This window comes from Roseobacter sp., assembly GCF_039970775.1.
In the GTDB taxonomy this organism is placed as follows: domain Bacteria; phylum Pseudomonadota; class Alphaproteobacteria; order Rhodobacterales; family Rhodobacteraceae; genus Roseobacter.
On the sequence record NZ_JBDVLG010000002.1, the window covers coordinates 32,377 to 56,643 of the forward strand.

31 protein-coding genes and 1 pseudogene are annotated in these 24,267 nt (G+C 55.7%); 29 read left to right on the plus strand and 3 right to left on the minus strand.

Annotated features, from left to right (window positions below):
- Positions 1-34 precede the first annotated feature (34 nt).
- From ABJH13_RS00400 to rplQ, 19 genes are all read left to right on the plus strand, one after another.
- The gene (locus ABJH13_RS00400; RefSeq protein ID WP_348404233.1) at positions 35-655 is read left to right on the plus strand and encodes a TIGR02466 family protein; all 621 of its coding nucleotides are present in this window, start codon (positions 35-37) and stop codon (positions 653-655) included.
- A 264-nt stretch (positions 656-919) separates the two neighbouring features.
- Positions 920-1,126, plus strand: coding sequence for a 50S ribosomal protein L29 (gene rpmC, locus ABJH13_RS00405; protein ID WP_348404234.1), 207 nt, complete (start codon positions 920-922; stop codon positions 1,124-1,126).
- Positions 1,127-1,137: 11 nt separating this feature from the next.
- Complete coding sequence (gene rpsQ / locus ABJH13_RS00410; protein WP_013963208.1) at positions 1,138-1,377, plus strand: 30S ribosomal protein S17; 240 nt, start codon at positions 1,138-1,140, stop codon at positions 1,375-1,377.
- Positions 1,378-1,446: 69 nt separating this feature from the next.
- Positions 1,447-1,815: a 50S ribosomal protein L14 gene (rplN, locus tag ABJH13_RS00415; protein ID WP_007118848.1), complete on the plus strand. Its 369-nt coding sequence runs from the start codon at positions 1,447-1,449 to the stop codon at positions 1,813-1,815.
- Positions 1,816-1,817: 2 nt separating this feature from the next.
- The gene (rplX, locus tag ABJH13_RS00420) at positions 1,818-2,123 is read left to right on the plus strand and encodes a 50S ribosomal protein L24 (RefSeq protein WP_348404235.1); all 306 of its coding nucleotides are present in this window, start codon (positions 1,818-1,820) and stop codon (positions 2,121-2,123) included.
- The gene (rplE, locus tag ABJH13_RS00425) at positions 2,123-2,686 is read left to right on the plus strand and encodes a 50S ribosomal protein L5 (RefSeq protein ID WP_348404236.1); all 564 of its coding nucleotides are present in this window, start codon (positions 2,123-2,125) and stop codon (positions 2,684-2,686) included. The genes rplX and rplE overlap by 1 nt, the downstream gene beginning before the upstream one ends.
- 16 nt (positions 2,687-2,702) lie before the next feature.
- Complete coding sequence (gene rpsN, locus ABJH13_RS00430; protein WP_348404237.1) at positions 2,703-3,008, plus strand: 30S ribosomal protein S14; 306 nt, start codon at positions 2,703-2,705, stop codon at positions 3,006-3,008.
- Positions 3,009-3,019: 11 nt separating this feature from the next.
- A complete protein-coding gene (gene rpsH / locus ABJH13_RS00435) occupies positions 3,020-3,412 on the plus strand; it encodes a 30S ribosomal protein S8 (RefSeq protein ID WP_348404238.1) in 393 nt (130 codons plus the stop codon).
- Between the two features lie 10 nt (positions 3,413-3,422).
- Positions 3,423-3,956, plus strand: a complete 534-nt coding sequence (gene rplF, locus ABJH13_RS00440) for a 50S ribosomal protein L6 (RefSeq protein WP_348404239.1) — start codon at positions 3,423-3,425, stop codon at positions 3,954-3,956.
- A gap of 11 nt (positions 3,957-3,967) precedes the next feature.
- Positions 3,968-4,327, plus strand: a complete 360-nt coding sequence (gene rplR, locus ABJH13_RS00445; RefSeq protein WP_348404240.1) for a 50S ribosomal protein L18 — start codon at positions 3,968-3,970, stop codon at positions 4,325-4,327.
- Positions 4,328-4,426: 99 nt separating this feature from the next.
- The gene (rpsE, locus tag ABJH13_RS00450; RefSeq protein ID WP_348404241.1) at positions 4,427-4,993 is read left to right on the plus strand and encodes a 30S ribosomal protein S5; all 567 of its coding nucleotides are present in this window, start codon (positions 4,427-4,429) and stop codon (positions 4,991-4,993) included.
- 2 nt (positions 4,994-4,995) lie between these two features.
- Complete coding sequence (gene rpmD / locus ABJH13_RS00455; RefSeq protein WP_348404242.1) at positions 4,996-5,184, plus strand: 50S ribosomal protein L30; 189 nt, start codon at positions 4,996-4,998, stop codon at positions 5,182-5,184.
- Positions 5,185-5,771: 587 nt separating this feature from the next.
- Positions 5,772-6,254: a 50S ribosomal protein L15 gene (gene rplO, locus ABJH13_RS00460; RefSeq protein ID WP_348404243.1), complete on the plus strand. Its 483-nt coding sequence runs from the start codon at positions 5,772-5,774 to the stop codon at positions 6,252-6,254.
- Positions 6,255-6,376: 122 nt separating this feature from the next.
- Positions 6,377-7,744, plus strand: a complete 1,368-nt coding sequence (gene secY / locus ABJH13_RS00465; RefSeq protein WP_348404244.1) for a preprotein translocase subunit SecY — start codon at positions 6,377-6,379, stop codon at positions 7,742-7,744.
- Positions 7,741-8,385, plus strand: coding sequence for an adenylate kinase (locus ABJH13_RS00470; protein ID WP_348404245.1), 645 nt, complete (start codon positions 7,741-7,743; stop codon positions 8,383-8,385). Before secY ends, ABJH13_RS00470 begins: the two co-directional genes overlap by 4 nt.
- 273 nt (positions 8,386-8,658) lie before the next feature.
- Positions 8,659-9,027, plus strand: coding sequence for a 30S ribosomal protein S13 (rpsM, locus tag ABJH13_RS00475; RefSeq protein ID WP_348404246.1), 369 nt, complete (start codon positions 8,659-8,661; stop codon positions 9,025-9,027).
- 15 nt (positions 9,028-9,042) lie between these two features.
- Positions 9,043-9,432: a 30S ribosomal protein S11 gene (gene rpsK / locus ABJH13_RS00480; protein ID WP_159974560.1), complete on the plus strand. Its 390-nt coding sequence runs from the start codon at positions 9,043-9,045 to the stop codon at positions 9,430-9,432.
- A 113-nt stretch (positions 9,433-9,545) separates the two neighbouring features.
- Positions 9,546-10,562, plus strand: coding sequence for a DNA-directed RNA polymerase subunit alpha (locus tag ABJH13_RS00485; RefSeq protein WP_348404247.1), 1,017 nt, complete (start codon positions 9,546-9,548; stop codon positions 10,560-10,562).
- A gap of 132 nt (positions 10,563-10,694) precedes the next feature.
- On the plus strand, positions 10,695-11,114 hold the full coding sequence (gene rplQ, locus ABJH13_RS00490; RefSeq protein WP_348404248.1) for a 50S ribosomal protein L17: 420 nt from the start codon (positions 10,695-10,697) through the stop codon (positions 11,112-11,114).
- A 143-nt stretch (positions 11,115-11,257) separates the two neighbouring features.
- On the opposite strand, the gene ABJH13_RS00495 is transcribed toward rplQ, so the two are convergent.
- A complete protein-coding gene (locus ABJH13_RS00495) occupies positions 11,258-12,583 on the minus strand; it encodes a replication-associated recombination protein A (RefSeq protein ID WP_348404249.1) in 1,326 nt (441 codons plus the stop codon).
- Between the two features lie 145 nt (positions 12,584-12,728).
- Between ABJH13_RS00495 and crcB the strand changes: the two genes are divergently transcribed.
- The 8 genes from crcB to ABJH13_RS00535 all read left to right on the plus strand — a co-directional run bounded on the left by crcB (position 12,729) and on the right by ABJH13_RS00535 (position 20,214).
- Positions 12,729-13,109, plus strand: a complete 381-nt coding sequence (gene crcB, locus ABJH13_RS00500; protein ID WP_348404250.1) for a fluoride efflux transporter CrcB — start codon at positions 12,729-12,731, stop codon at positions 13,107-13,109.
- A complete protein-coding gene (locus tag ABJH13_RS00505) occupies positions 13,106-14,143 on the plus strand; it encodes an RluA family pseudouridine synthase (RefSeq protein WP_348404251.1) in 1,038 nt (345 codons plus the stop codon). Before crcB ends, ABJH13_RS00505 begins: the two co-directional genes overlap by 4 nt.
- Positions 14,143-14,817 (plus strand): HAD-IA family hydrolase, encoded by a 675-nt coding sequence (locus tag ABJH13_RS00510; RefSeq protein ID WP_348404252.1) that lies wholly within the window; start codon positions 14,143-14,145, stop codon positions 14,815-14,817. Before ABJH13_RS00505 ends, ABJH13_RS00510 begins: the two co-directional genes overlap by 1 nt.
- Positions 14,814-15,530 carry an ATP12 family protein gene (locus ABJH13_RS00515; protein WP_348404253.1) on the plus strand — a complete coding sequence of 239 codons (717 nt, stop codon included), beginning with the start codon at positions 14,814-14,816 and terminating at the stop codon, positions 15,528-15,530. The genes ABJH13_RS00510 and ABJH13_RS00515 overlap by 4 nt, the downstream gene beginning before the upstream one ends.
- 190 nt (positions 15,531-15,720) lie before the next feature.
- Positions 15,721-16,737, plus strand: a complete 1,017-nt coding sequence (locus ABJH13_RS00520; RefSeq protein WP_348404254.1) for an amino acid ABC transporter substrate-binding protein — start codon at positions 15,721-15,723, stop codon at positions 16,735-16,737.
- Positions 16,738-16,869: 132 nt separating this feature from the next.
- Entirely contained in the window at positions 16,870-18,090 is a 1,221-nt protein-coding gene (locus ABJH13_RS00525) for an ABC transporter permease subunit (RefSeq protein WP_348404255.1), read from the plus strand.
- 5 nt (positions 18,091-18,095) lie between these two features.
- Positions 18,096-19,394 carry an amino acid ABC transporter permease gene (locus ABJH13_RS00530; protein ID WP_348404256.1) on the plus strand — a complete coding sequence of 433 codons (1,299 nt, stop codon included), beginning with the start codon at positions 18,096-18,098 and terminating at the stop codon, positions 19,392-19,394.
- 49 nt (positions 19,395-19,443) lie between these two features.
- Complete coding sequence (locus ABJH13_RS00535) at positions 19,444-20,214, plus strand: amino acid ABC transporter ATP-binding protein (RefSeq protein ID WP_348404257.1); 771 nt, start codon at positions 19,444-19,446, stop codon at positions 20,212-20,214.
- Positions 20,215-20,315: 101 nt separating this feature from the next.
- On the opposite strand, the gene ABJH13_RS00540 is transcribed toward ABJH13_RS00535, so the two are convergent.
- A complete protein-coding gene (locus tag ABJH13_RS00540; protein ID WP_348404258.1) occupies positions 20,316-21,506 on the minus strand; it encodes an MFS transporter in 1,191 nt (396 codons plus the stop codon).
- Positions 21,507-21,567: 61 nt separating this feature from the next.
- A complete protein-coding gene (locus ABJH13_RS00545; protein ID WP_348404259.1) occupies positions 21,568-22,836 on the minus strand; it encodes a TauD/TfdA family dioxygenase in 1,269 nt (422 codons plus the stop codon).
- A 121-nt stretch (positions 22,837-22,957) separates the two neighbouring features.
- Here ABJH13_RS00545 and ABJH13_RS00550 point away from each other — a divergent pair, with 121 nt between their 5' ends.
- Entirely contained in the window at positions 22,958-23,836 is an 879-nt protein-coding gene (locus tag ABJH13_RS00550; protein WP_348404260.1) for a LysR family transcriptional regulator, read from the plus strand.
- A 191-nt stretch (positions 23,837-24,027) separates the two neighbouring features.
- Positions 24,028-24,267, plus strand: a pseudogene (locus ABJH13_RS00555) (transposase); the annotation flags it as partial.

Sequence of the window (24,267 nt, forward strand, 5' to 3'; positions counted from 1 at the left end):
TCGCCACTGATCGCGGGCTCGGTTAATAGGGGGTATGAGCACCGTAGATTCCCTCTTTGTGACCCGCCTGTACCGCGCCGATCTCTCCGAGAAGACGCCCCCTATTGACGCCGCTGAACTGGAGGCCTCGTGTTGGTCTATCGCGCAGGATGACGAGGCGGGGCAGGATTGGTGCGACGAAAACGGCTTTCCCGGCTACACCAGTTATGCGTCGTTGACGGATCTGCCCTATCGGTTCCCGATTTTTAAAGATCTGGTCAAGACGCTCGACAAACACGTCAAAGCCTTTGCCAAGGAACTGGCGTTTGATCTGGGCGACCGGCCGTTAAAGCTTGAAGATCTGTGGATCAATATCCTGCCACCCGGCGGTATCCATACGGGACACATCCACCCGCATTCTGCGATCAGTGGCACCACCTACGTGGCCGTGCCCGATGGCGCCAGCGCGATCAAATTCGAAGACCCGCGGTTGGCGATGATGATGTCGGCGCCCCCACGGATGAAAGACGCCCCGCAAGATCTGCGGAGTTTTAACTATATTACACCCAAGGTCGGCGAAGTCCTTTTGTGGGAAAGCTGGCTGCGCCACGAAGTGCCGTTGAATATGGCCGAAGAAGAGCGGATTTCGGTCAGTTTTAACTACAGTTGGGCGTGATTTCGGACACCGCTGCGCCGGGCCGGCTGTGGCCTTGATGGTGTGGTGATGCGCTGCGGGCGTGATCGCGCCGGGGCGTAAAGGTCGGCGGGGTATCGCGGGGCGATATCGACGTTTGCGCAGGCCCCGAAGGGGGTTGCTATGTGCCCGCAACCCTCCTATACGGCCCCTTCATCATGAACTCCACGGGAATCAGGGTGACCAATTGCATTGGACAAAACGATGCGCATTGGGCCTGCCTGTGATGTTGAAAGGAATAAGGCGATGAACGCCAAGGAACTACACGATAAGACCCCTGACCAGCTGCGCGAAGAGCTGGCCAACCTGAAAAAAGAACAGTTTAACCTGCGCTTCCAACAGGCCACTGGCCAGCTGGAAAACGCATCGCAGCTGCGCACAGCGCGTCGCAATGCGGCCCGTGTGAAAACTGTGTTGAACCAAAAAGCGGCTTCGGCCGCAGCGTCTGAGTAAGGAGAGCACCCATGCCAAAGCGTATTCTGTCCGGCGTCGTGACCTCTGACGCGAACGCACAAACAGTAACCGTTTCCGTGGAGCGCCGCTTTACGCACCCGGTTCTGAAGAAAACCATCCGTAAGTCCAAAAAATACCGGGCGCACGATGAGAACAACACATTCAAAACGGGCGACGCTGTTCGCATCGTTGAATGTGCACCAAAGTCGAAGACCAAACGTTGGGAAGTGTTGCAAGCCGCTGAGGCCTGAAGCACCCCTGCTTAATCGAAACCCTAGGGATCAGGCACGCATCGCCCCCTACAGGTCGGGAGAAACCAAATGATCCAGATGCAGACCAACCTGGATGTTGCTGACAACAGCGGCGCGCGCCGTGTTCAGTGCATCAAGGTATTGGGTGGTTCCAAGCGTAAATACGCATCCGTCGGCGACATTATTGTCGTGTCGGTCAAGGAAGCCATCCCCCGCGGTCGTGTGAAGAAAGGTGACGTCCGGAAGGCCGTTGTTGTTCGCACCGCCAAGGAAGTTCGCCGCGACGACGGTACCGCGATCCGCTTTGATCGCAACGCTGCTGTCATCCTCAACAACAACAACGAGCCCGTAGGTACACGTATCTTTGGCCCAGTTGTGCGTGAGCTGCGTGCGAAAAACTTCATGAAAATCATCTCGCTCGCTCCGGAGGTGCTGTAATCATGGCTGCTAAGTTGAAAAAAGGTGACAAGGTCATCGTATTGGCTGGCAAGGACAAAGGCAAAACAGGGACGATCTCGTCCGTGGCGCCCAAGACCGGTAAGGCCATCGTGGACGGCGTGAATATCTCTATTCGCGCCACACGTCAGTCTCAGGAAAGCCAAGGCGGCCGCATCCCCAAAGCGATGCCGATCGACTTGAGCAACCTCGCCTATGTGGACGCCAACGGCAAAGCGACGCGCGTTGGGTTCAAGATGGACGGTGACAAAAAAGTGCGTTTCGCCAAGACAACAGGGGATGTGATCTAATGCTCGATACAGCGAATTATACCCCCCGTTTGAAGGCCGCGTACAAAGACACCGTTCGTGCGGCTATGAAAGAAGAGTTCGGTTACAAGAACGACATGCAGATCCCGCGTCTGGATAAAATCGTTCTGAACATCGGTTGCGGTGCAGCCGCCGTGCGCGACAGCAAAAAAGCCAAATCAGCCGTCGGCGATTTGACGTTGATTGCTGGTCAAAAAGCGCTGACCACAACGGCCAAGAAATCCATCGCGGGTTTCCGCGTACGTGAAGACATGCCAATGGGCGCGAAAGTGACCCTGCGTGGCGACCGTATGTATGAATTCCTCGACCGTTTGATCACCATTGCGATGCCACGCGTCCGCGACTTCCGCGGCGTTTCGGGCAAATCTTTTGATGGCCGTGGCAACTATGCCATGGGTTTGAAAGAGCATCTGGTGTTCCCTGAGATCGACTTCGATAAAATCGATGAGAACTGGGGAATGGACATCGTGATCGCCACAACGGCGGAAACCGACGCTGAAGCAAAGAGCCTGTTGAAAGCCTTCAACATGCCCTTCAACAGCTGATCGGGAGGGAATTGATATGGCTAAAAAATCAATGATTGCGCGCGAGAAAAAGCGCGAGCGTCTGGTGGCGAAATATGCCGCTAAACGTGCCGAGTTGAAGGCGATTGTGAGCGACCAAGAAAAGCCGATGGAAGAGCGTTTTCGTGCGTCTCTGAAACTGGCCAAACTGCCGCGCAACTCTTCGGCTGTGCGTTTGCACAACCGTTGCCAGCTGACCGGCCGTCCACACGCGTACTATCGTAAACTGAAAATTTCGCGGATCGCACTGCGGGACCTTGGCTCGAACGGCCAGATCCCCGGTATGGTCAAGTCGAGCTGGTAAGGAGAGTATAGATGAACGATCCTATCGCAGACATGCTTACTCGTATCCGGAACAGCCAGTTGCGCGGCAAGTCCACCGTTTCTACCCCAGCATCCAAGCTGCGGGCATGGGTGTTGGACGTGCTGGCGGACGAAGGCTATATCCGCGGCTATGAGAAAACGACTGGTATCGACGGCCATCCGGCCATCGAGATCAGCCTCAAGTACTATGAAGGCGAACCTGTTATTCGCGAACTGAAGCGGGTGTCTAAGCCCGGTCGTCGCGTTTACATGGGCGTCAATGACATCCCCGTTGTCCGTCAGGGCCTGGGCGTGTCGATTGTCTCCACCCCCAAGGGTGTGATGTCTGACCAAGCAGCACGCAGCGCCAACGTTGGTGGCGAAGTGCTTTGCACCGTCTTCTAAGGAGGGGCTGATGTCTCGTATTGGTAAAAAACCGGTCGATCTGCCCAGCGGCGTTTCCGCCTCCGTGAGCGGTCAGACCATCGAAGTAAAAGGCCCAAAGGGCACGCGGACTTTCAAGGCCACAGATGACGTGACCCTGAAAGTCGAAGACAATGTTGTCACCATCGAGCCACGCGGCAAATCCAAGCGCGCGCGGCAGCAGTGGGGCATGTCCCGCACGATGGTTGCGAACCTTGTCACCGGCGTGACCGAGGGCTTCAAAAAAGAGCTGGAAATCCAAGGTGTGGGTTACCGGGCCAACATTCAGGGCAAAACCCTGAAGTTGAACCTGGGCCTGTCTCACGACGTGGATTACGTAGCGCCCGAGGGTGTGACCGTAACAGCTCCGAAACAGACCGAGATTGTGGTAGAAGGCATTGACGAACAGCTTGTTGGTCAAGTCGCTGCGAACATCCGTCAGTGGCGTAAGCCCGAGCCCTACAAGGGCAAAGGTATCCGCTACAAAGGCGAGTTCATCTTCCGCAAAGAAGGCAAGAAGAAGTAAGGACCGCAAAAATGGCAAACAGCAAAAGAGATCTGTTCCTCAAGCGCCGTCTTCGCGTTCGGAACAAACTGCGCAAGGTAAACGTGGGGCGTGCGCGCCTTTCTGTGCACCGCTCCAACAAAAACATCAGCGTTCAGCTGATCGACGATGTCGCAGGCACAACGCTAGCGTCCGCATCGACGTTGGAAAAAGCGCTGGGTATGGTTGGCAAGAACAACATCGAAGCGGCCACAAAAGTGGGTGCGGCGATCGCGGAACGCGCCAAGAAAGCCGGTGTTTCCGAGGCGTATTTCGACCGTGGCGGCTTCCTGTTTCATGGGAAAGTCAAAGCCGTGGCCGAAGCGGCCCGCGAAGGCGGTTTGAAAATCTAATTGTGGTGGGCCTTCGGGCCCTCCCGATGATCCGGGGGCAATGTGCCCACCAGGATTGAGACAAACGGGCGCTTGCCCAGATAACAAAGGATGTTCTCAATGGCAGAACGTGAAAACCGTCGCGGCCGTGGCCGTGATCGTGACGAAACACCGGAATTTGCTGACCGTCTGGTCGCGATCAACCGCGTGTCCAAGACCGTTAAAGGTGGTAAGCGCTTTGGCTTCGCGGCCCTCGTGGTTGTTGGTGACCAAAAAGGCCGCGTTGGCTTTGGCAAAGGTAAAGCGAAAGAGGTCCCCGAGGCCATTCGCAAAGCCACCGAGCAAGCAAAACGTCAGATGATCCGTGTACAATTGCGCGAAGGTCGGACGTTGCACCACGACATGGAAGGCCGTCACGGTGCCGGTAAAGTGGTTATGCGCGCAGCCCCAGAGGGGACTGGTATCATCGCCGGTGGTCCAATGCGTGCTGTGTTCGAAATGTTGGGTGTGAAGGACGTTGTGTCCAAATCCATCGGTTCGCAGAACCCTTACAACATGATCCGCGCGACCATGGACGGGCTTCGTAAAGAGTCTAGCCCACGGTCTGTCGCACAACGTCGCGGTAAAAAAGTGGCGGACATTCTGCCCAAGCGCGAAGAAGCTGCACCCGCGGCTGAGGAGGCATAAGCATGGCCAAGACACTTGTGATCAAGCAGGTCGGTTCGCCGATCCGCCGCCCCGCCAAGCAACGCGCGACGCTGATTGGTTTGGGCCTCAATAAAATGAACAAAACCCGTGAACTGGAAGACACACCTTCCGTCCGCGGCATGATCAACTCGATCAGCCACATGGTCGAGATCGTCGAAGAAAAGGGCTAAAGTCTTACCCTAGGAAAACGAATAGATCTTGCGTTTGACTAGGGTGCGAATGACGCTCTTTTTAAGAATTCCGAAACCGCTCCACAGATGACTGTGGGGCGGTTTTTTGCGCCTTGAAGAAGGGCTCGACAACGGCAATGGAAACCTGAACGTACTGCGTCTTAGAGGGTTCAGCATGCGGTGAAACGGTAGAGTTTCTTAATCAATTATCTGTGTGGGATGTTTGCGCCGTGCTAATTATTTGAAGCGCGACACAGGATTTAGGATCGGATGCATGGGCTTTTTAAATTGGAAATAATATGACTTTGCTAAGAATAGCGCTTGTTTTTGTTGTTACGACGGGCGCCCCGCCAGTCGCTGCAAGCCCCATTTTCGGTTCTGGTACTGGGCGCGTGATTGCACACGGTGGCAAGAAGCCGTGTCACTTCCATTGACCCCAGATGTTAACTCGGGGGCACTGGGTACTTGATCCCGTGCCTGCGTCCGTCTATACGCCCACGATCATCCCAAGGGTGATATCGAATCGAAACGCCGCGTTTACCCGCTCCCGTCGCTGGGGGGTACATCCGGCAAAAGGAGAAGCGACAATGAAACTGAATGAACTGTCTGACAACGCAGGCGCCACCAAAAAACGCAAGCGCGTTGGCCGTGGTCCGGGTTCCGGCACCGGTAAAATGGGTGGCCGTGGTATCAAAGGTCAAAAATCCCGCTCGGGTGTGGCGATCAATGGATACGAAGGCGGCCAAATGCCCTTGTACCAACGTCTGCCAAAGCGTGGCTTTAACAAGCCGAACCGCAAAGAATTTGCCGTTGTGAACCTGGGCCTGATCCAGAAATTCATCGATGCTGGTAAAATCGACGCGAAAACTGCGATCACCGAAGACGTTTTGATCGAAAGCGGTTTGGTACGTCGCAAGCGCGACGGTATCCGTGTGCTCGCAAAGGGCGATGTCACGTCGAAATTGGACCTGTCTGTGACAGGTGCGTCCAAATCTGCGGTTGATGCAGTCGCAAAAGCAGGTGGGTCTTTGACCGTCACTGCGGCGGTCGCGGAAACGTCAGAAGCTTAAGACCTGACTTCAGGCTTGTGGGCGGCGTCCGCGCCGCTTACACAGTCACTTGAGTTTTCCCAGACGCCGCCCGCCGGAAAACGGCACGGGCGGCGTATTTGTATAAAAAGAGAGCCCCGTCCATGGTATCTGCCGTCGAAAATATGGCCGCCAACACCAGCTGGTCTGCGCTGGGTAAGGCGACGGACCTTCGTAACCGTATTCTTTTCACGCTTGGTCTGTTGATCGTCTACCGTCTGGGGACGTTTATCCCTGTGCCCGGTATTGACGGCGTCGCATTGCGCCAATTCATGGATCAGGCGGGGCAGGGGATCGGCGGCATGGTCAGCATGTTCACCGGTGGCGCGCTTGGGCGGATGGGTATTTTTGCCCTCGGCATCATGCCGTATATTTCCGCGTCGATCATCGTGCAGTTGTTGACCTCGATGGTGCCCAAATTTGAGCAGCTCAAGAAAGAGGGCGAACAAGGGCGCAAGAAGATCAACCAATACACACGGTACGGCACTGTGTTGTTGGCGACGTTGCAGGCCTATGGCTTGGCCGTCAGCCTAGAAGCAGGCGATATCGTCACGGATCCGGGCATGTTCTTCCGGGCGGCCTGCGTGATCACGCTGGTGGGCGGTACGATGTTCCTGATGTGGTTGGGTGAACAGATCACCGCACGCGGCATCGGCAACGGTATTTCGCTGATCATCTTTGTGGGCATCATCGCCGAACTGCCGGCCGCACTGGCGCAATTCCTCGCATCTGGTCGGTCGGGCGCGCTTAGCCCCGCTGTGATCATTGGCGTGATCTTGATGGTGATCGCGACCATTATGTTTGTGGTGTTCATGGAACGCGCGTTGCGTAAGATCCATATTCAGTATCCGCGCCGACAGGTTGGGATGAAGGTCTATGACGGCGGCTCCAGCCACTTGCCCGTCAAGGTCAACCCAGCCGGCGTTATCCCCGCGATCTTTGCATCGTCGCTGCTGTTGCTGCCTGTGACCATCAGCACGTTCTCGGGAAATTCGACCAATCCGATCATGTCGTGGTTGCTGGCAAACTTCGGTCCGGGACAGCCGCTTTACCTGTTGTTCTTTGTCGCGATGATCGTGTTTTTCGCATATTTCTACACGTTCAATGTCTCGTTCAAACCCGATGATGTTGCGGATAACCTGAAAAACCAAAACGGCTTTGTTCCCGGTATCCGGCCCGGTAAAAAGACCGCCGAATATCTGGAATACGTTGTGAACCGCATTCTGGTGTTGGGTGCTGCGTATTTGGCCGCTGTTTGTCTGTTGCCCGAGATCCTGCGCGGGCAGTTCGCTATCCCGTTTTACTTTGGTGGGACATCGGTATTGATCGTGGTTTCTGTGACCATGGATACCATCCAACAGGTGCAAAGCCATTTGTTGGCCCACCAATACGAAGGTCTGCTTGAAAAGTCGCAACTGCGCGGTAAAACTGGCGGAAAACCACGCAAAAAACGGAGCCCCGTCCGCCGATGAATATTATTTTGCTGGGGCCTCCCGGGGCTGGCAAAGGGACGCAAGCGCGTCACCTTGTTGAGACACGCGGCATGATGCAGCTAAGCACAGGCGACATGCTGCGCGATGCCAAAGACAGCGGCACGGAGATGGGCAAGGTTGTTGCCGATGTCATGGCGCGCGGCGCTTTGGTCACCGATGACATCGTTATTGGGCTCATTCGTGAAAAGCTTGCGGCGGAACAACCTTCTGGTTTTATCTTTGACGGTTTTCCACGGACGCTTGCGCAGGCGGATGCGTTGGGTGAGCTGCTGCAATACGAAGGTCAGACGTTGGATCACGTCATCGAAATGCGCGTCGATGACAGCGCGTTGGTCGCCCGTATTGTGGCCCGGTCAACCTGCGCCGGTTGTGGTGAAGTTTACAACGACAACACCAAACCGATCCCGTTGGATGGCAGATGCGCGAACTGCGGCCACACAGAATTCAAACGCCGTGCGGATGACAATGAGGAAAGCCTCAAGACGCGTCTGATGGAATACTACAAACAGACGTCACCGCTGATTGGCTACTATTACGCCAAAGAGAAACTGTCGCGGGTGAATGGTCTGGCCGCGATTGATGATGTGCAAAACCAGATTGCGGCGGTTTTGGACGCCTGAATTCACCGCCATGGGTTGTGGGTTTGCGGCGCGCGTCGTATCAAATGCGCACAGATGGTGGCGTGGTGAAGGCGGCTTTGGGAGATGGCTTGACGTTGTTCCCAAAAGCCCATAACACGCGCTATCTCTGACGAGAATCAAGATGCAAGGCGGGATATTCCTGCTGCGCACGATCACCTGATCAGCTGACGCCCGGTGCTGTCGATGCTCCGGGCTTATGTTGTGAAAAAAGGGTCTGGAACTACGGACCCGCAACGAAAAGGAATATGACACGTGGCACGTATCGCCGGCGTAAACATCCCGACTGCAAAGCGGGTCCCAATCGCCCTCACTTATATCACTGGTATCGGCAACACTTCTGCAAAAGCGATTTGCGAAGCTGTTGGTATCGCCGCGACCCGCCGGGTCAATGAATTGTCTGACGCCGAAGTTTTGGCCGTCCGCGAGCACATCGACGCGAATTACACCGTCGAAGGTGACCTGCGTCGTGACACGCAGATGAACATCAAGCGTCTGATGGACTTGGGCTGCTACCGTGGCCTGCGTCACCGTCGCAACTTGCCGGTCCGCGGTCAGCGTACCCACACCAACGCACGCACTCGCAAAGGCCCCGCAAAGGCCATTGCTGGTAAGAAGAAATAAGGGAGGGTCTGACCAATGGCACGTGATAGAGTACGCGTTAAGAAAAAGGCCAGCAAGAACATCGCCGCAGGTGTGGCGCATGTGAACAGCTCCTTTAACAACACAAAAATCCTGATTTCTGATGTGCAAGGCAATGCGATCTCATGGTCGTCTGCGGGCACCATGGGCTTTAAGGGCTCGCGGAAATCCACACCTTACGCGGCACAGATGGCTGCGGAAGATGCGGGCCGTAAGGCACAAGAGCACGGCGTAAAAACGCTCGAAGTTGAAGTGCAGGGCCCAGGGTCTGGCCGTGAAAGCGCATTGCGCGCGTTGGCGGCTGCCGGGTTCAACATCACGTCGATCCGTGACGTGACGCCAATGGCGCACAACGGCTGCCGCCCACCAAAGCGTCGCCGCGTTTAATTTGATTTTACGACTGGGGTTGCGGGTTTTCTCGCGGCCCCAACACGCTTTTTTGAAACCTCGAGAGTCTTCGCCTTTTGGGACATGGGGCTTGGACAAGAATGGAGGGACGCATGATCCATAAGAATTGGGCTGAATTGATCAAGCCACAACAGCTGGACGTTAAACCGGGCAACGATCCGGCACGTCAGGCGACAGTCACAGCCGAACCGCTGGAGCGCGGCTTTGGTTTGACGATGGGCAACGCGCTGCGCCGCGTTTTGATGTCGTCGTTGCAGGGGGCTGCGATCACATCCGTACAGATCGACAACGTTCTGCACGAATTTTCTTCTGTTGCTGGTGTGCGCGAAGACGTCACCGACATCATCTTGAACCTCAAAGGTGTGAGCATCCGCATGGAGGTCGAAGGGCCCAAGCGTGTGTCGATTTCTGCCAAGGGTCCAGGTGTGGTGACGGCTGGTGATATCGCCGAAAGTGCAGGCATTGAGGTATTGAATCGCGATCATGTGATTTGCCACTTGGATGACGGCGCCGACCTCTACATGGAACTGACCGTGAACCAGGGTAAAGGTTATGTTTCGGCTGAAAAGAACAAGCCGGAAGACGCGCCCATTGGTCTGATTCCAATTGATGCGATCTATTCGCCGGTCAAAAAGGTCAGCTATGACGTGCAACCGACCCGTGAAGGTCAAGTCTTGGATTACGACAAGCTGACCATGAAAGTGGACACAGACGGGTCGATCACACCGGATGACGCGGTCGCTTTTGCAGCGCGCATTTTGCAAGACCAGCTGGGCATCTTTGTGAACTTTGACGAGCCTGAATCCGCATCCCGTGCGGACGAAGACGACGGTCTTGAGTTCAACCCACTGCTGCTCAAGAAAGTGGACGAGCTGGAACTGTCTGTCCGGTCGGCGAACTGCCTGAAGAACGACAATATCGTATATATTGGCGATCTCATCCAGAAAACCGAAGCCGAAATGCTGCGCACGCCGAACTTTGGCCGCAAGTCTTTGAACGAGATCAAAGAAGTGCTGTCGGGTATGGGCTTGCACCTTGGCATGGACGTCGAGGACTGGCCGCCAGACAACATCGAAGATCTGGCCAAGAAATTCGAAGATTCCTTTTAAAGGGATCTTCTCGAATGCCCGCACATAACGGGGACATATTGGGCCATCAGGCCCCAAGGAGAACCGGGTGACACGCATCACCCGGTCAGACAAAGCAAAATCGCCCGTAGAGGGCACATTAGGAGAAATACTATGCGTCACGCACGTGGATACCGCCGTCTAAACCGCACACATGAGCACCGTAAGGCGCTTTGGGCGAACATGGCGGGCTCGCTCATTGAGCACGAGCAAATCAAAACAACCTTGCCAAAAGCAAAAGAACTGCGCCCGATCATTGAAAAAATGATCACATTGGCGAAACGTGGCGATCTGCACGCCCGTCGTCAGGCCGCATCGAAATTGAAGCAAGACCAATACGTTGCCAAATTGTTTGACGTGCTTGGCCCACGCTATAAGGACCGCCAAGGTGGTTATGTGCGCGTGCTAAAAGCAGGCTTTCGGTATGGTGACATGGCGCCTATGGCGATCATCGAATTTGTTGATCGTGACCGCGATGCCAAAGGTGCAGCTGACAAAGCACGTCTGGCAGCCGAGGACGCAGCCGAAGAATAAGACCCGTCCATTGGATGTGGTGAAAGGGCCCTCGCGGATGCGGGGGCCTTTTGCATTTCGGGGGAGATATGCGGGCACTGGCCGTTTTCGCAAGGCATGTGTCACCCCTTGCAAACACCGCCCGATAAATCACGTGCGAGATCTCATTTTGCTTTGCGCTTGTCTCGAAGCTTTTCGAAATACTCCACGCGTTTTTTCATTTCCCGTTCGTAGCCACGTTCTGGCGGGGCATACAAAACCGGGCGTTCCATATCATCGGGGAAGTAGTGCTGCCCAGAAAACCCATCTTCGGCATCGTGATCATAGGCATAGCCATCCCCATAGCCTTGGTCTTTCATCAACGAGGTTGGTGCGTTTAGGATGTGTTTGGGGGGCGGTTCAGACCCCGTTTGTTTGGCCAATTTCATCGCTTGCTTGAACGCAACATAGGCCGCGTTGGATTTGGGGGCCAAGGCAAGGTACACGACAGCCTGCCCCAGCGCCAATTCCCCTTCGGGCGACCCGAGGCGTTCATAGGTGGCCCACGCATCCAAACACAGACGGTTGGCTTGCGGATCTGCGAGACCAATATCTTCGACGGCCATGCGTGTGATGCGGCGCGCCAAAAACCGTGGGTCTTCGCCCGCGGTCAACATCCGGGCCAACCAATACATGGCCGCATCCGGGTCTGACCCGCGAACCGATTTGTGCAACGCCGAAATCAAATTGTAATGTCCGTCGCCTGATTTGTCATATTGGGCGGCACGGCGCTGCAACCGATCGGCGAGCTCTTTGGGCTTTAGCGGGGTGTCGGTCGTGATCGTAGAGACCTGTTCGATCAGGTTCAACAAGGCGCGACCATCGCCATCTGCCATATCCAGCAGCGTGGTGCGGGCGTCGGGGGCCAGCGGCAGGTCCACCCCTAACATATGTTCTGCGCGCGTCATCAATTCGGCCAATGCCGGGCTGTCGAGACGACGCAAAACCAACACCTGCGACCGCGACAACAAAGCTGAATTCAACTCGAATGACGGATTTTCCGTCGTGGCGCCGACCAAAACGATGGTGCCGTCTTCCATGTGTGGCAGAAAGCCGTCTTGCTGGGCTTTGTTGAACCGGTGGATTTCGTCGACAAACAGCAGGGTGCCTTGCCCAATACGCGCCCGCGTTTTTGCGGCCTCAAAGACCTTGCGCAGTTCGGCCACGCCTGAAAAAATCGCGCTGATTTGCACAAAGGCTCGGTCTGACGCATCGGCAAGCAACCGGGCGATCGTCGTTTTTCCGACACCGGGCGGCCCCCAAAATATCAGCGACGACAGCGCATTAGCCGCCAACATGGCCCCCAGTGGCGCGTCCGGCGACAACAGGTGGTCTTGGCCAATGACGTCGGCCAGCTGGGCCGGGCGCAGGCGGTCCGCCAAAGGACGGTCGCGGGGTTGCGGCGTTGCGGGTTGGGGTTGGTCAGGCGGGGCGCCGAAAAGATCAGTCATGTGCAGATATGTAGCCTAGACTTTGATGTATGGAAATTCCGATCATGACAAATGATGGCGAAGCTGTGTTTTGGACGACCCCAGTAGATAGGCGGATACGGGCGCGAAACTTGACAATCACGGGTATGTGCGGGACAGACCGCCCATGATGCATTCTGTGATCTTTGTCGCGCTCGGTGGGGCGCTTGGTGCGTCCCTGCGATATCTGTGGGGCGTTGGCGTGTTTCGTTTGGTTGGGCCATCGGAATTTCCCCTGGCAATCATGATGGCGAATATTTTGGGGTCGATCTTGATGGGGGTCTTTGTGGTGTTGGCTGCACACAAGGGTCTGACCCACATGAGCCCCTTTTTGATGACAGGTATGCTGGGCGGGTTCACGACGTTCTCGACCTTTTCACTGGAGACTGTGACCTTGATTGAACGCGGCGATATCGGGGCGGCGACGCTCTATGTGCTGGCCTCTGTTGGGCTGTCGATTGGCGGGCTGATGCTGGGGCTCTGGTTGGCGCGCGGGGTATGGGTATGAGCCGGGTTCAGACACTGACCGTTGGGGCCGATGATGCAGATCAACGGTTGGACCGTTGGTTTCGGCGGATGTTTCCGCATGTGCCGCAGGGGCGCGTCGAAAAGATGTGTCGCAAAGGCGAGATCCGCGTGAATGGCGGGCGCGTCAAGGCGGCCACACGTCTTGAGGCGGGGCAGGAGGTGCGCGTGCCGCCGTTGCCCGACACCGCAGCGCCGATGCCAGACCGGAAGACCCTGTCAGATGCGGACACCAAGCTTATCCAATCTTGCGTGATTTACCGCGATGATCATGTGATTGCGCTCAACAAACCGCCGGGGTTGCCGACGCAAGGCGGCTCAAAACAGACGCGTCACGTCGATGGTATGGCCGAGGCATTGACCTTTGGGTTTGATGAAAAACCGCGCCTTGTGCACCGGTTGGACAAGGATACATCGGGTGTGTTGCTGTTGGCGCGCACGCGGCTGGCGGCCAAAGCGTTGACGGCGTCGATGCGCCACAAAGAAACGCGCAAGATCTATTGGGCTTTGGTGGCAGGTGTGCCAACGCCGTACTTGGGCGAGATTCGGTTTGGGTTGGTCAAGGCAGCGGGCCGTGGTGCGGGCGGCGAAGGCGAAAAGATGATCGCGGTTCATCCGCGCGAAATTGACAGCACGCCGGGGGCCAAACGGGCGCATTCGCTTTATGCGACGCTCTACCGGGTGGGCGCGCGCGCCTCTTGGGTCGCGATGGAACCAATCACCGGACGCACGCATCAGCTACGTGCGCATATGGCCGAAATCGGGCATCCGATCATTGGCGATGGCAAATACGGTGGGTCTGGCCAGGAAAACCTTGGCGACGGATGGGGCGCACAGCTGGGCGGGATCATTTCCAAAAAGCTGCACTTGCATGCGCGGATGATGCGGTTTCAACAGCCCGAAACTGGCAAGATCATCACGGTCACGGCGCCGTTGCCCGACCATATGGCGGGTAGTTGGGATACCTTCGGTTGGACAGAAGATCTGGCTGCGGAAGACCCGTTCGAGGCCTTGTGATGCCCAACGACTTGCGGTTGGTGATTTTCGATGTGGACGGCACGTTGGTGGACAGTCAGGCTGATATATTAGCGGCGATGGCGGGCGCGTTTGCAGCCGTTGATTTGCCGTCCCCCGACCGGGCCCGCGTTTTGGGGATTGTTGGGTTGTCGCTGGATGTTGCGATGGCCCGACTAGCCCCCGGTGCGGATCACGGCCGCATGGTTGAGGCCTACAAAGACGCCTATGTGGCGTTGCGTGCCAAATCGGGCGCGGCGCAATCTTCGCCGTTATACCCCGGTGCGCGCGCGGCACTAGACAGGGTGCATCAGCAACCCAATGTGTTGCTTGGGGTGGCGACGGGGAAATCCAAGCGCGGTTTGGACAAGCTGATCGAGGCCCACGATCTGCAGGGCATATTCGTGACCCAGCAGGTCGCGGATTTTCACCCCTCCAAACCGCACCCCTCGATGATCCTTGAGGCGATGGCCGAAACTGGCGTGACGCCTGCGCAAACGGTGATGATCGGGGACACCAGCTTTGACATGGATATGGCGGCGTCTGCGGGCGTGACGGGGTTTGGGGTCAGCTGGGGGTACCACCCGGTGACCGCCTTGGGGGCCGCGCAAACTATCTTGCATAACTTTGACGATTTGGACGGTGCGTTGGACGCACAGTGGGGGATCCCGGCATGAGCGAATGGAAAACAAAGCGGTTTTGGACGACCGTGGCCATTGAGGACACGGCCGACGGTTTCGCGATCACGTTGGATGGCCGGGCCGTCAAGACACCAGCCAAACGCGCGTTGACCGTGCCCACTCGGCCCTTGGCAGACGCTGTGGCTGCCGAATGGGATGCGCAAGACGATGCGATCGACCCGCAGGCGATGCCCTTTACCCGCACCGCAAATGCGGCGCTGGATAAAGTGACCGTTCAGCACGCCGAAGTTGCCGAGATGTTGGCCGCATATGGCGACAGTGATTTGCTGTGTTATCGCGCGGAACAGCCGGTGGAATTGGTCGCGCGGCAGGCCCAACACTGGGACCCGATCTTGGACTGGGCCGAGATGCAATTGGATGCGCGGCTGGCAGCCCGGTCGGGGGTGATGCATGTGCCACAAGACGCGGCTGCCTTGGCGCGGCTATCGGCGCGTGTGCAGGCGTTGCCCGTTTTCCAACTGACGGCGTTTCACGATCTTGTGAGCCTGTCTGGATCGCTGATTCTAGGCTTTGCCGCCGCGCAAGATTTATACGATATCGCGCGGATTTGGGACATTTCCCGTCTGGATGAAATATGGCAAAGTGAGCAATGGGGGCGCGATGACGACGCAGAAGCCGCTGTTGCTGTGAAATTCGGAGACTTTAAACACGCTAAGGTTGTTTTCGATCTCTCAAATGTGGGCCTATAGCATCCGCATTGGGCATTCCTTTACGTCGCCTTTGACCTGACCCCATTTTCAGCTTCGTGCACTTGACCTTTTTGACTGATTGAGACCAATATGTTTGCCACTTGTAGGGGCTAACTCTGCATGTAGCCTCCGGCTTAACGATTGCCGGTTGAACCGCGTGAATTGCGTGGAAAATCAGGAAGAGGTAAAAATGAAAAAAACAGTAATTCTCGGCGCATTGACCGTTGCGGGCCTATCGGCCACCGCGGCTGCTGCCGGCACATTGGACGATGTGAAAACACGTGGCAAACTGAACTGTGGCGTAAGCACCGGCTTGGTTGGCTTTGCGGCACCAGATGCGAATGGCGAATGGAAAGGCTTTGACGTTGCGGTTTGCCGCGCTGTTGCAGCTGCCGTTTTGGGCGACCCAACCGCGGTTGAGTTTATCCCGACAACCACCAAAACACGGTTCACGGCGCTTGCGTCCGGCGAACTGGACATGTTGGCGCGTAACACCACCTGGACGTTTAGCCGCGACGTTGACCTGAAGTTCACCTTTGTTGGTGTGAACTACTATGACGGTCAGGGCTTTATGGTTCCTAAATCGCTTGGCGTGTCTTCTGCAAAAGAACTGGACGGCGCGACTGTCTGTATCCAGACCGGCACAACAACAGAGCTGAACCTGGCGGATTTCTTCCGTGCCAACAACATCAGCTATGAGCCCGTGCCAATCGAAACCAACGCAGAAGGCCAGCAGCAGTACCTTGCCGGCGCATGCGACACCTACACAACAGATGCATCGGGTCTGGCGTCTACACGTGCCACATTCGAAACACCAGGTGATCACGTTCTGCTGCCTGAAATCATCTCAAAAGAGCCACTCGGCCCGCTTGTGCGCCACGGCGATGATGAATGGGCTGACGTTGTCCGTTGGACAATGAACGCGCTGATGACAGCCGAAGAGCTGGACGTGACCTCTGCGAACGTCACCGAAATGGCCGCCAATACGGGTAACCCCGAAGTTGCGCGCTTGTTGGGTACCGAAGGCACCTTGGGCGAGATGCTGGGCCTTGACGCAGATTGGGCCATGCGCGCAATCGCGGCAGGCGGCAACTACGGTGAAGTCTTTGCCAAGAACATCGGCGAAGAAACGCCGATTGGTCTGGCCCGCGGGTTGAACGGCCAGTGGACTGACGGCGGGCTGATCTACTCTCCGCCCTTCCGCTAAAATACACACCGCCAAGGGCGCAGGGACATTCCTGCGCCCTTAGTTTTTGACGACCCAATAAAACCAAATCCCGACCACCGAGGTGTGCAAAACACCCGTTAACTCAAGGTCGGAACCACGGGGAAAATCTCAATGACGACACTGACCGACCCACCACGGGCGTCGTTCCATCTGTCTATGTTGATCAACGATACACGCTATCGATCGATGACATTTCAGGTGATCGCCTTCATCGTTTTGGCGCTCTCATTTGGCTATCTGTATAGCAACGTGGCCGCGAACCTTCAGGCGCAAGGCCTAAGGATCGACTTTTCGTTCCTGCAGTCGACCGCAGGCTACGACATTAACCAACGTCTGATCGAATACGGCAGCCAGGATTCGAATGCGCGTGCTGCTGTGGTCGGTATTCTCAATACGTTGCTGGTGGCGGTTCTGGCTTGCTTGATGGCGACGGTCTTTGGGGTTTTGGCCGGTGTCTTGAGATTGTCCAACAATTGGTTGGTGTCCAAGGTCATGGCGTTTTACGTCGAGATTTTCCGCAATATTCCAGTGCTGATCTGGATCTTGATTATCTTCGGCATCATGACGGTGTCGATGCCGGGCGCGCGGCCCTATCTGGGCGAAGATCCAGAAATCGACATGCTGTTTGGGATGTTCGCCTTTACCAACCGTGGCGTTTACGCGCCCGCGCCGATCTGGGGCCCCGGATCGAAGGTGGTGGTTGCGGTGTTCTTTTTGTCGATTGCGGCGGTGTTTGTCTACCGGAGCTATGCGACGAAACTGCTCTATAGAACGGGTAAATTGTTGCCCATGGGGTGGCCGTCTTTGGCGATCTTGTTTGTGCCTGCGATCCTTACGTTTTTCGTGATGGGGCAACCCATCGGGTTGGATATGCCGGATCCGCTGGCCAACCGGTTCAACCTGCGTGGAGGGATCCAAATCGGCGCCCCGTTGATCGCGATCTGGTTCGCGCTGTCGATCTACACCGGTGCTTTTATCGCTGAAAACGTGCGTGCGGGTATTCAGGCGGTGTCACGTGGGCAATCCGAAGCGGCCTCGGCGCTGGGGTTGCGGTCTGGCAAAGTCATGAGCCTTGTGGTGCTGCCACAGGCGTTGCGGGTGATCATTCCGCCGCTGATTTCGCAATATCTCAACATCACCAAAAACTCATCGCTGGCGATTTTGGTGGGCTACGCTGATGTCACGGCGACATTGGGCGGGATCACTTTGAACCAGACAGGTCGGGCCATCGAATGCGTCGTTTTGATGATGCTATTCTATCTGACAATCTCGTTGCTGATTTCTGCGGTGATGAATGTCTACAATAACTCCGTCAAGCTGAAGGAGCGCTGAGAACCATGTCAGATATACATGCAAATTCCGTCGCTTTCGTGCGGACCCAAGAGGTCCCTACAGCCCCACCGCCCAACGACGCGGCAGGGGTGACCAAGTGGATCAAAGATCAGCTCTTTTCCACGCCGCTCAACGGCCTGCTGACGTTGGTCGCGCTGTATCTTATCTATACTGTCCTATCGGCGGTCCTGCCATGGATCGCAGGCGGCATCTGGGATGCGCCAAGCTTTGCAGCCTGCCGCGAGATCCTGGGCGGGGAATCTGCGGCTTGTTTTGCCGTACTGTCCGAACGCTGGAACCAGTTGATTTTCGGGTTCCAATACCCCGAGGACCAATACTGGCGTCCGACACTGGCGCTTGTGCTGATGTTCGTCGCGATCGCCCCGGTTTTGTTTTTCGACCTGCCGCGCAAGCTGCTGGCGTTCACGGCGCTTTATCCGTTCATTGCCTATTATCTGCTGTGGGGCGGTACGATTTTCGTTCCGATCCTCGCGCTGGTTGGGGTGGCAGGCGGCTATGTCGTCTACCAACGTCTGGTCAAAGGCAGCTTTGCGGCGGGCTTTTTCGGGGGCATTGTGGCGGCCTTTGTCATCTGGACGATCGGCGGTTGGCTGATCCCAGACACGGCATCTGACACTGCGATGCTGACAGCCGTGCCCAGCCGCTACATGGGGGGCTTTATGCTCAACATGATGTTGGGGGTGACCTGCGTGTCACTGTCGGTGCCGTTGGGGATCGTGTTGGCGTTGGGGCGTCAGTCTAGCATGCCGTTGATCAAATGGGTTTGCGTGGTCTTCATCGAATTCATCCGGGGCGTGCCGCTGATTACACTGTTGTTTGTTGCAAACGTTATGCTGGCGTATTTCTTCCCGCCCGGTTCTGGCGTGGATCTGTTCTTGCGGGTTGTGATCATGATCACGATGTTCTCGGCGGCCTATATTGCCGAAGTCATCCGCGGTGGTCTCGCAGCCTTGCCCAAGGGGCAGTACGAAGCCGCCGATAGCCTTGGCCTGGATTACCCCCAAGCGATGCGTCTGATCATCCTGCCGCAAGCGTTGAAAATCTCCATTCCGGGGATCGTAAACGTGGCCGTGGGGCTGTTCAAAGACACCACATTGGTCTCGGTGATCTCGATGTTTGATCTTGTGGGCATGGTCCGCGGGCCGATCTTGGCCTCGACCGAATGGAACGGTGTTTACTGGGAACTCTTTGGCTTTGCGGCCCTGCTGTTCTTCATCGTTTGCTACGGCATCTCGCAATATTCGCAATGGTTGGAACGTCGCCTCGCGACAGATCACCGTTAACATTTCCCTAGGGCGCACAGCGCTCGGGCATATATAGGAGGCCAGTCCAATGGCTGAACAAGCAACACAAATGAAGGTCTCGGACGAGATCGCGATCACGATCAACAAGATGAACAAGTGGTACGGGACGTTCCACGTTCTGCGCGACATTGATCTGACCGTAAACCGAGGCGAACGTATCGTGATCTGTGGCCCGTCGGGGTCAGGGAAATCGACGTTGATCCGGTGCATCAACGCATTGGAAGAGCACCAGCAGGGCTCTATCGAAGTGGATGGTACGATGTTGTCGTCGGACCTGAAAAACATCGACAAGATCCGGTCTGAGGTGGGCATGTGCTTTCAGCACTTCAACCTGTTCCCGCACCTGACAATTTTGGAAAACTGCACTTTGGCGCCGATCTGGGTACGTAAAACACCCAAGAAAGAGGCCGAAGAAACGGCGATGCATTTCCTTGAAAAGGTCAAGATCCCGGATCAGGCGAACAAATACCCCGGACAGTTGTCGGGGGGCCAACAGCAACGTGTCGCCATCGCGCGCAGCCTGTGCATGAAGCCACGGATCATGTTGTTCGATGAACCCACGTCGGCCTTGGACCCGGAGATGATCAAGGAAGTTCTCGATACGATGATCGAGCTGGCCGAAGAAGGCATGACGATGCTGTGTGTGACCCACGAAATGGGCTTTGCCCGTCAGGTCGCCAACCGTGTGATCTTTATGGATGCGGGCCAAATCGTTGAGCAGAACGAGCCAGAGGCGTTCTTTAACAACCCACAAAGCCCACGGACCCAATTGTTCCTGAGCCAGATTTTGGGGCACTAACCGCGCGCGCAGCCGGGGGAAACTTGGCTCGGCATGTGGTAGGATACAAATATTCGGCTGGCCATTGCGCCAGCCGAAGTTTTTTTACCGGTCGTACACTGCTATGCTCTGACGGTGTTGTCTGACTTTGCCACCGCGAATGCGGCACCTATGGCGACAGTTATCAAGATAGCCGCGAGAAAGATGTACAGCCCTGCGTCACCCAATATGGACATCGTTATGGCGGCCGCTGTTGGACCAACGGTTGTCCCGAGACAGAAGGCGATAAGGAGCGCGCCACCTGCGCGCACAAAATCGCCGGGGTCGAGCCTGTCATTCACGTATGCAACGCCAATCGAATAGACCGGGTGGCTGAACCCGCCTAAAACGAAGCTGAACACGACCAAGCCGAGAAAGCCCGGGCCTGCGACGGCGATCCAAATTGCGGCCGTTGCCGACACAGCAGATGCCAAAAACAGCATTGGCAATCGGCCTATGCGATCCGCAGCTGCGCCCATGATCGGGTGTGCGAAGGTTGGGCCGATAAGCATGGCGGCGATGAAGATCGCGATCTCGGTCGTGGATAGGCCTGCTCTTTCACCATAGACGCCTGACATCCCATAGAACGCTGCATTCACGGTTCCTGAGACGAAGCACGCCAACACACCAAGGGGTGCGCCTGCGATGAGCCGCATGAATGGCAACGTGCCGGGTGGGTTTTGGTGCGGTTCGTCCAAGGGGCACAAAACAAGCGGAACGACGGCGATAACGAACAACAGCCCGGCCAAAATGTAAGGTTGTCCACCAAGGCCGAACCCAAGAATAAATGGGCTGATAGCGATGCCAAGCATGCGGGTCGCCTCATAGACAGACATGCTACGGGCGCGGGTTTTATTGGTTGAGGCGTAGTTGATCCAGCTTTCAACAACGACGTAGTAACCGCCGAGGCAAAAGCCTGTTACGAACCGCAAGCCGATCCATGCAGCTGGAAGATCAGTAAGCGCCAATGCGATTGTGCTGATCCCAGCCGTGGCCGCAAGGAGCGAGAATGTGCGAATGTGTCGAATGCGGGCGAGGATGCGTTCGGTTAGGATTGATCCCGCGAATGTGCCTGCAAAGAATACAGACGTGATCAGGCCGATCACAAGATCGCTTGCACCGTCTTCTTGAAGGCGCAGTCCGATGATCGGAAATAGCCCACCTGTTGCGAGGCCAAAGGCGAGGACGCCGAATAGTATAAAGCTGAAAACACGGATGATTTCGGGCAGTTTCGCCTGTTCTGGGACAGACGTTGATGTTGATGTCATGGACATTGAATTTGCCTCCAATGGCAGGGGAGAAGCATCTTGCCAGTGCAAGGTGCTTCCGTTGATATTATGCGAACGCGAGGTCTGAGTTGCGACGCGTCAGGACTTCGCGGCGGCTTAAAACTTCGGAGGTATCGAGGTAGCACCCTTGTAGATGGCGCGCGCCCGTTTCGGGTTGAAAGGCCGTCCGGCCATGCAACATGCGCCGGTTGTCAAAAACCAACGCTTCCCCCGGTCGCAATTTGCGCTCGATCAAAAAGCGGGGGGATTCGATCAGCGTTACAAATCGCCGAATTGCAGCCCGTAGTGCGGGCATCGCATCAAAGGGGGTATCGAGCGGGGCGATCGTACTGTTGGACCAGTTGATATACACGGGGTGCCCGGTCTCGTCGCATTCAATGATCGGATGGCGCGTGATGTAGTCGCTATCGGCGTCCTGAAAGCGATACGGCACCGTTGTGTTTGTTAAAATCCTGAATGTTTCGGGCTCTTCTCGGGCCAATAAATCGGCGACTGCAAGGCCATCTGCAAGCAGCGACTCACCTCCTTCGGCTTCGTTTTGAAGGCAGTGTAGTATTTGTAAACCGGGCGGCATTTGATAGTGCGGCAGGTCAGTATGCAGCGGTAAGAACCCCGATGTGTAGGCGTTCGAAATTGGTTCTGCCTTAGATTTGACGTCGAAACTGAAGCCGAAATTGCTTGACCGAACGGTGCCAATACGTTGGCCGAGCTTGACAGCTGCGCCATCCTCATGTGGCACGCCAACGACAATGGACCAGCCTGACAACAGGTAACTATCGAGCCAGTTTCGAAGAGCGTCTTGCGATGAAAGCAAATCGTGCCAAACAGCAATGGCGGGGCTGGGACGATCTGGGCGTGTTTGGTTGGGTGTTTGCGTTGATTTAGAACCACAATAGCTGTGCGCTCGCAGCCAACCCGCATCAAATAAGCTTGTGTGGTTGCTGTTGTGTTCGGACCAAGTCACCGACAAAGCGCCATTCGAGTGAACGCAGACGGATTTGGGGCGAATAAACGCTGGGATTGAGAGCGGCTTTACAATGCGTTCCCGCGAAATAGGGTGCCGCGAAGCCGGGCTGGGGTCATTTTCTCGTAGCCAGCCGTGGTGAAACTGATCTGTTGTCCCGTCACTCCATTTTACGACAACGACATCATCAGTTGTTTGCGCAGATGTAATGCTGACACAACAATTGTACATGCGCAGATCAGCCATATCGGCGTTTGGATTTTTCGGTTTTGTACAACGGCAGCCACCACCGCATTGGGTGACCTTTTGAGTGGTGTGACGATCAATAAGGGACTGAATTGCAATGTTCATGATTGGTCTCCATCCGTGTTTAAGGAACAGATCAAATCTCTCAGATTAGTTTTGTTTTGATAATTCCTTGAAATGGCGCAAAACCTGTGCCGATATGGAACAGATGAGACATGATTTGGATATGGCATTGCTTTTGGCTGTGGTGGATGAGGGTGGGTTTTCCGCTGCCGCACGCGCCATTGGTCAAACACATTCTGCTGTGAGTAAGCGTGTGAGCCAGCTTGAAGAACGGCTCGGGGCACAACTGCTTATCCGCACCACGCGCAGCATGCGCCTTACGCAGGCGGGGGAACGCTATGTGGCCGAAGCTCGTGAGATCATGGCGCGTATTACAGTGCTTGAAAGCGAAATCTCGGATGGCAGCGCAAAACTACAAGGTAAGATAAGGCTGACGACATCAAACGCATTTGGGCAGATGCACGTCGTTCCTGCAATTGTCGATTTCATGAAGCAGCACCCCGAAATCGAAGTAGATCTGACACTAACCGATGCCGTCGTGGATATTGTTCGGGGTAATTTCGATCTAGCTGTGCGCAATGCAGCCCTTCCGGACTCTAGCCTTGTCGCGGTGAAATTGTTGACCAACCGGCGCATCGTATGTGCCTCGCCAGAATATGTGCGACGCAGGGGCACGCCGGCTGTACCTGAAGATTTGATTAATCACGCATGCTTGCGTCTGAATGTCTCTAGTGCATTTAATGAATGGGGATTGAAGTCCCAAGGTGCTACCCGCTTTCAGCTTGGCCGAGGCTTTGCATGTAACTCAATTGAGGCCCTACATGCGGCATGTCTCGCGAGCCTAGGAATCGCTTGGTTGCCAATGTTTTTAGTGGGCGCTGATTTAGAAGCGGGAAAGTTATCACCTCTATTAGATGAATATCGAGACGTTTCAACGGATAGTATGATCTCAGTTATTCGCCCAGCCGGTGACATCGTTCCTGCACGCATACGAACCTTGACCGACTTTTTTGTTGATCGATTTCGTGCATCCATTTTGTAGAGTCATTGTGTTTAAAGTATGTTGGAGGAGCAGGGCGAAGGATCTTTGTATGGCGAGTGGGAGATATTTGTTAAATCTTGCAAGGGAGCGTTTTCGAGACTGTTTTGGTGCGGCTGCAATGGCATCTTAAACTGACTAGTTCTGAGTAATGTAGGGATTTTTTTCCCTAACTTTGAGGCAAGGAGGCCGTTCTGGGGAAGCTAAATTCCAGTGAAGACTTCAAACGTGATGCGGCGCATCAGATCACGGTACGTTGATATCCAGTTCGTGAGGTTTCAGACCGTTTAGGGGTTAGTACTTACTCGCTTTGCAAATGGATGAAGTTTTACGCGAAGGCCGCGTCACAAGCATCATCTGTGGACCATGAGGCTGAGAACCGGAGGCTCAAGCGTGAGCTGGCGCAGATGACTGAGGAGCGCGATGTCTTAAAA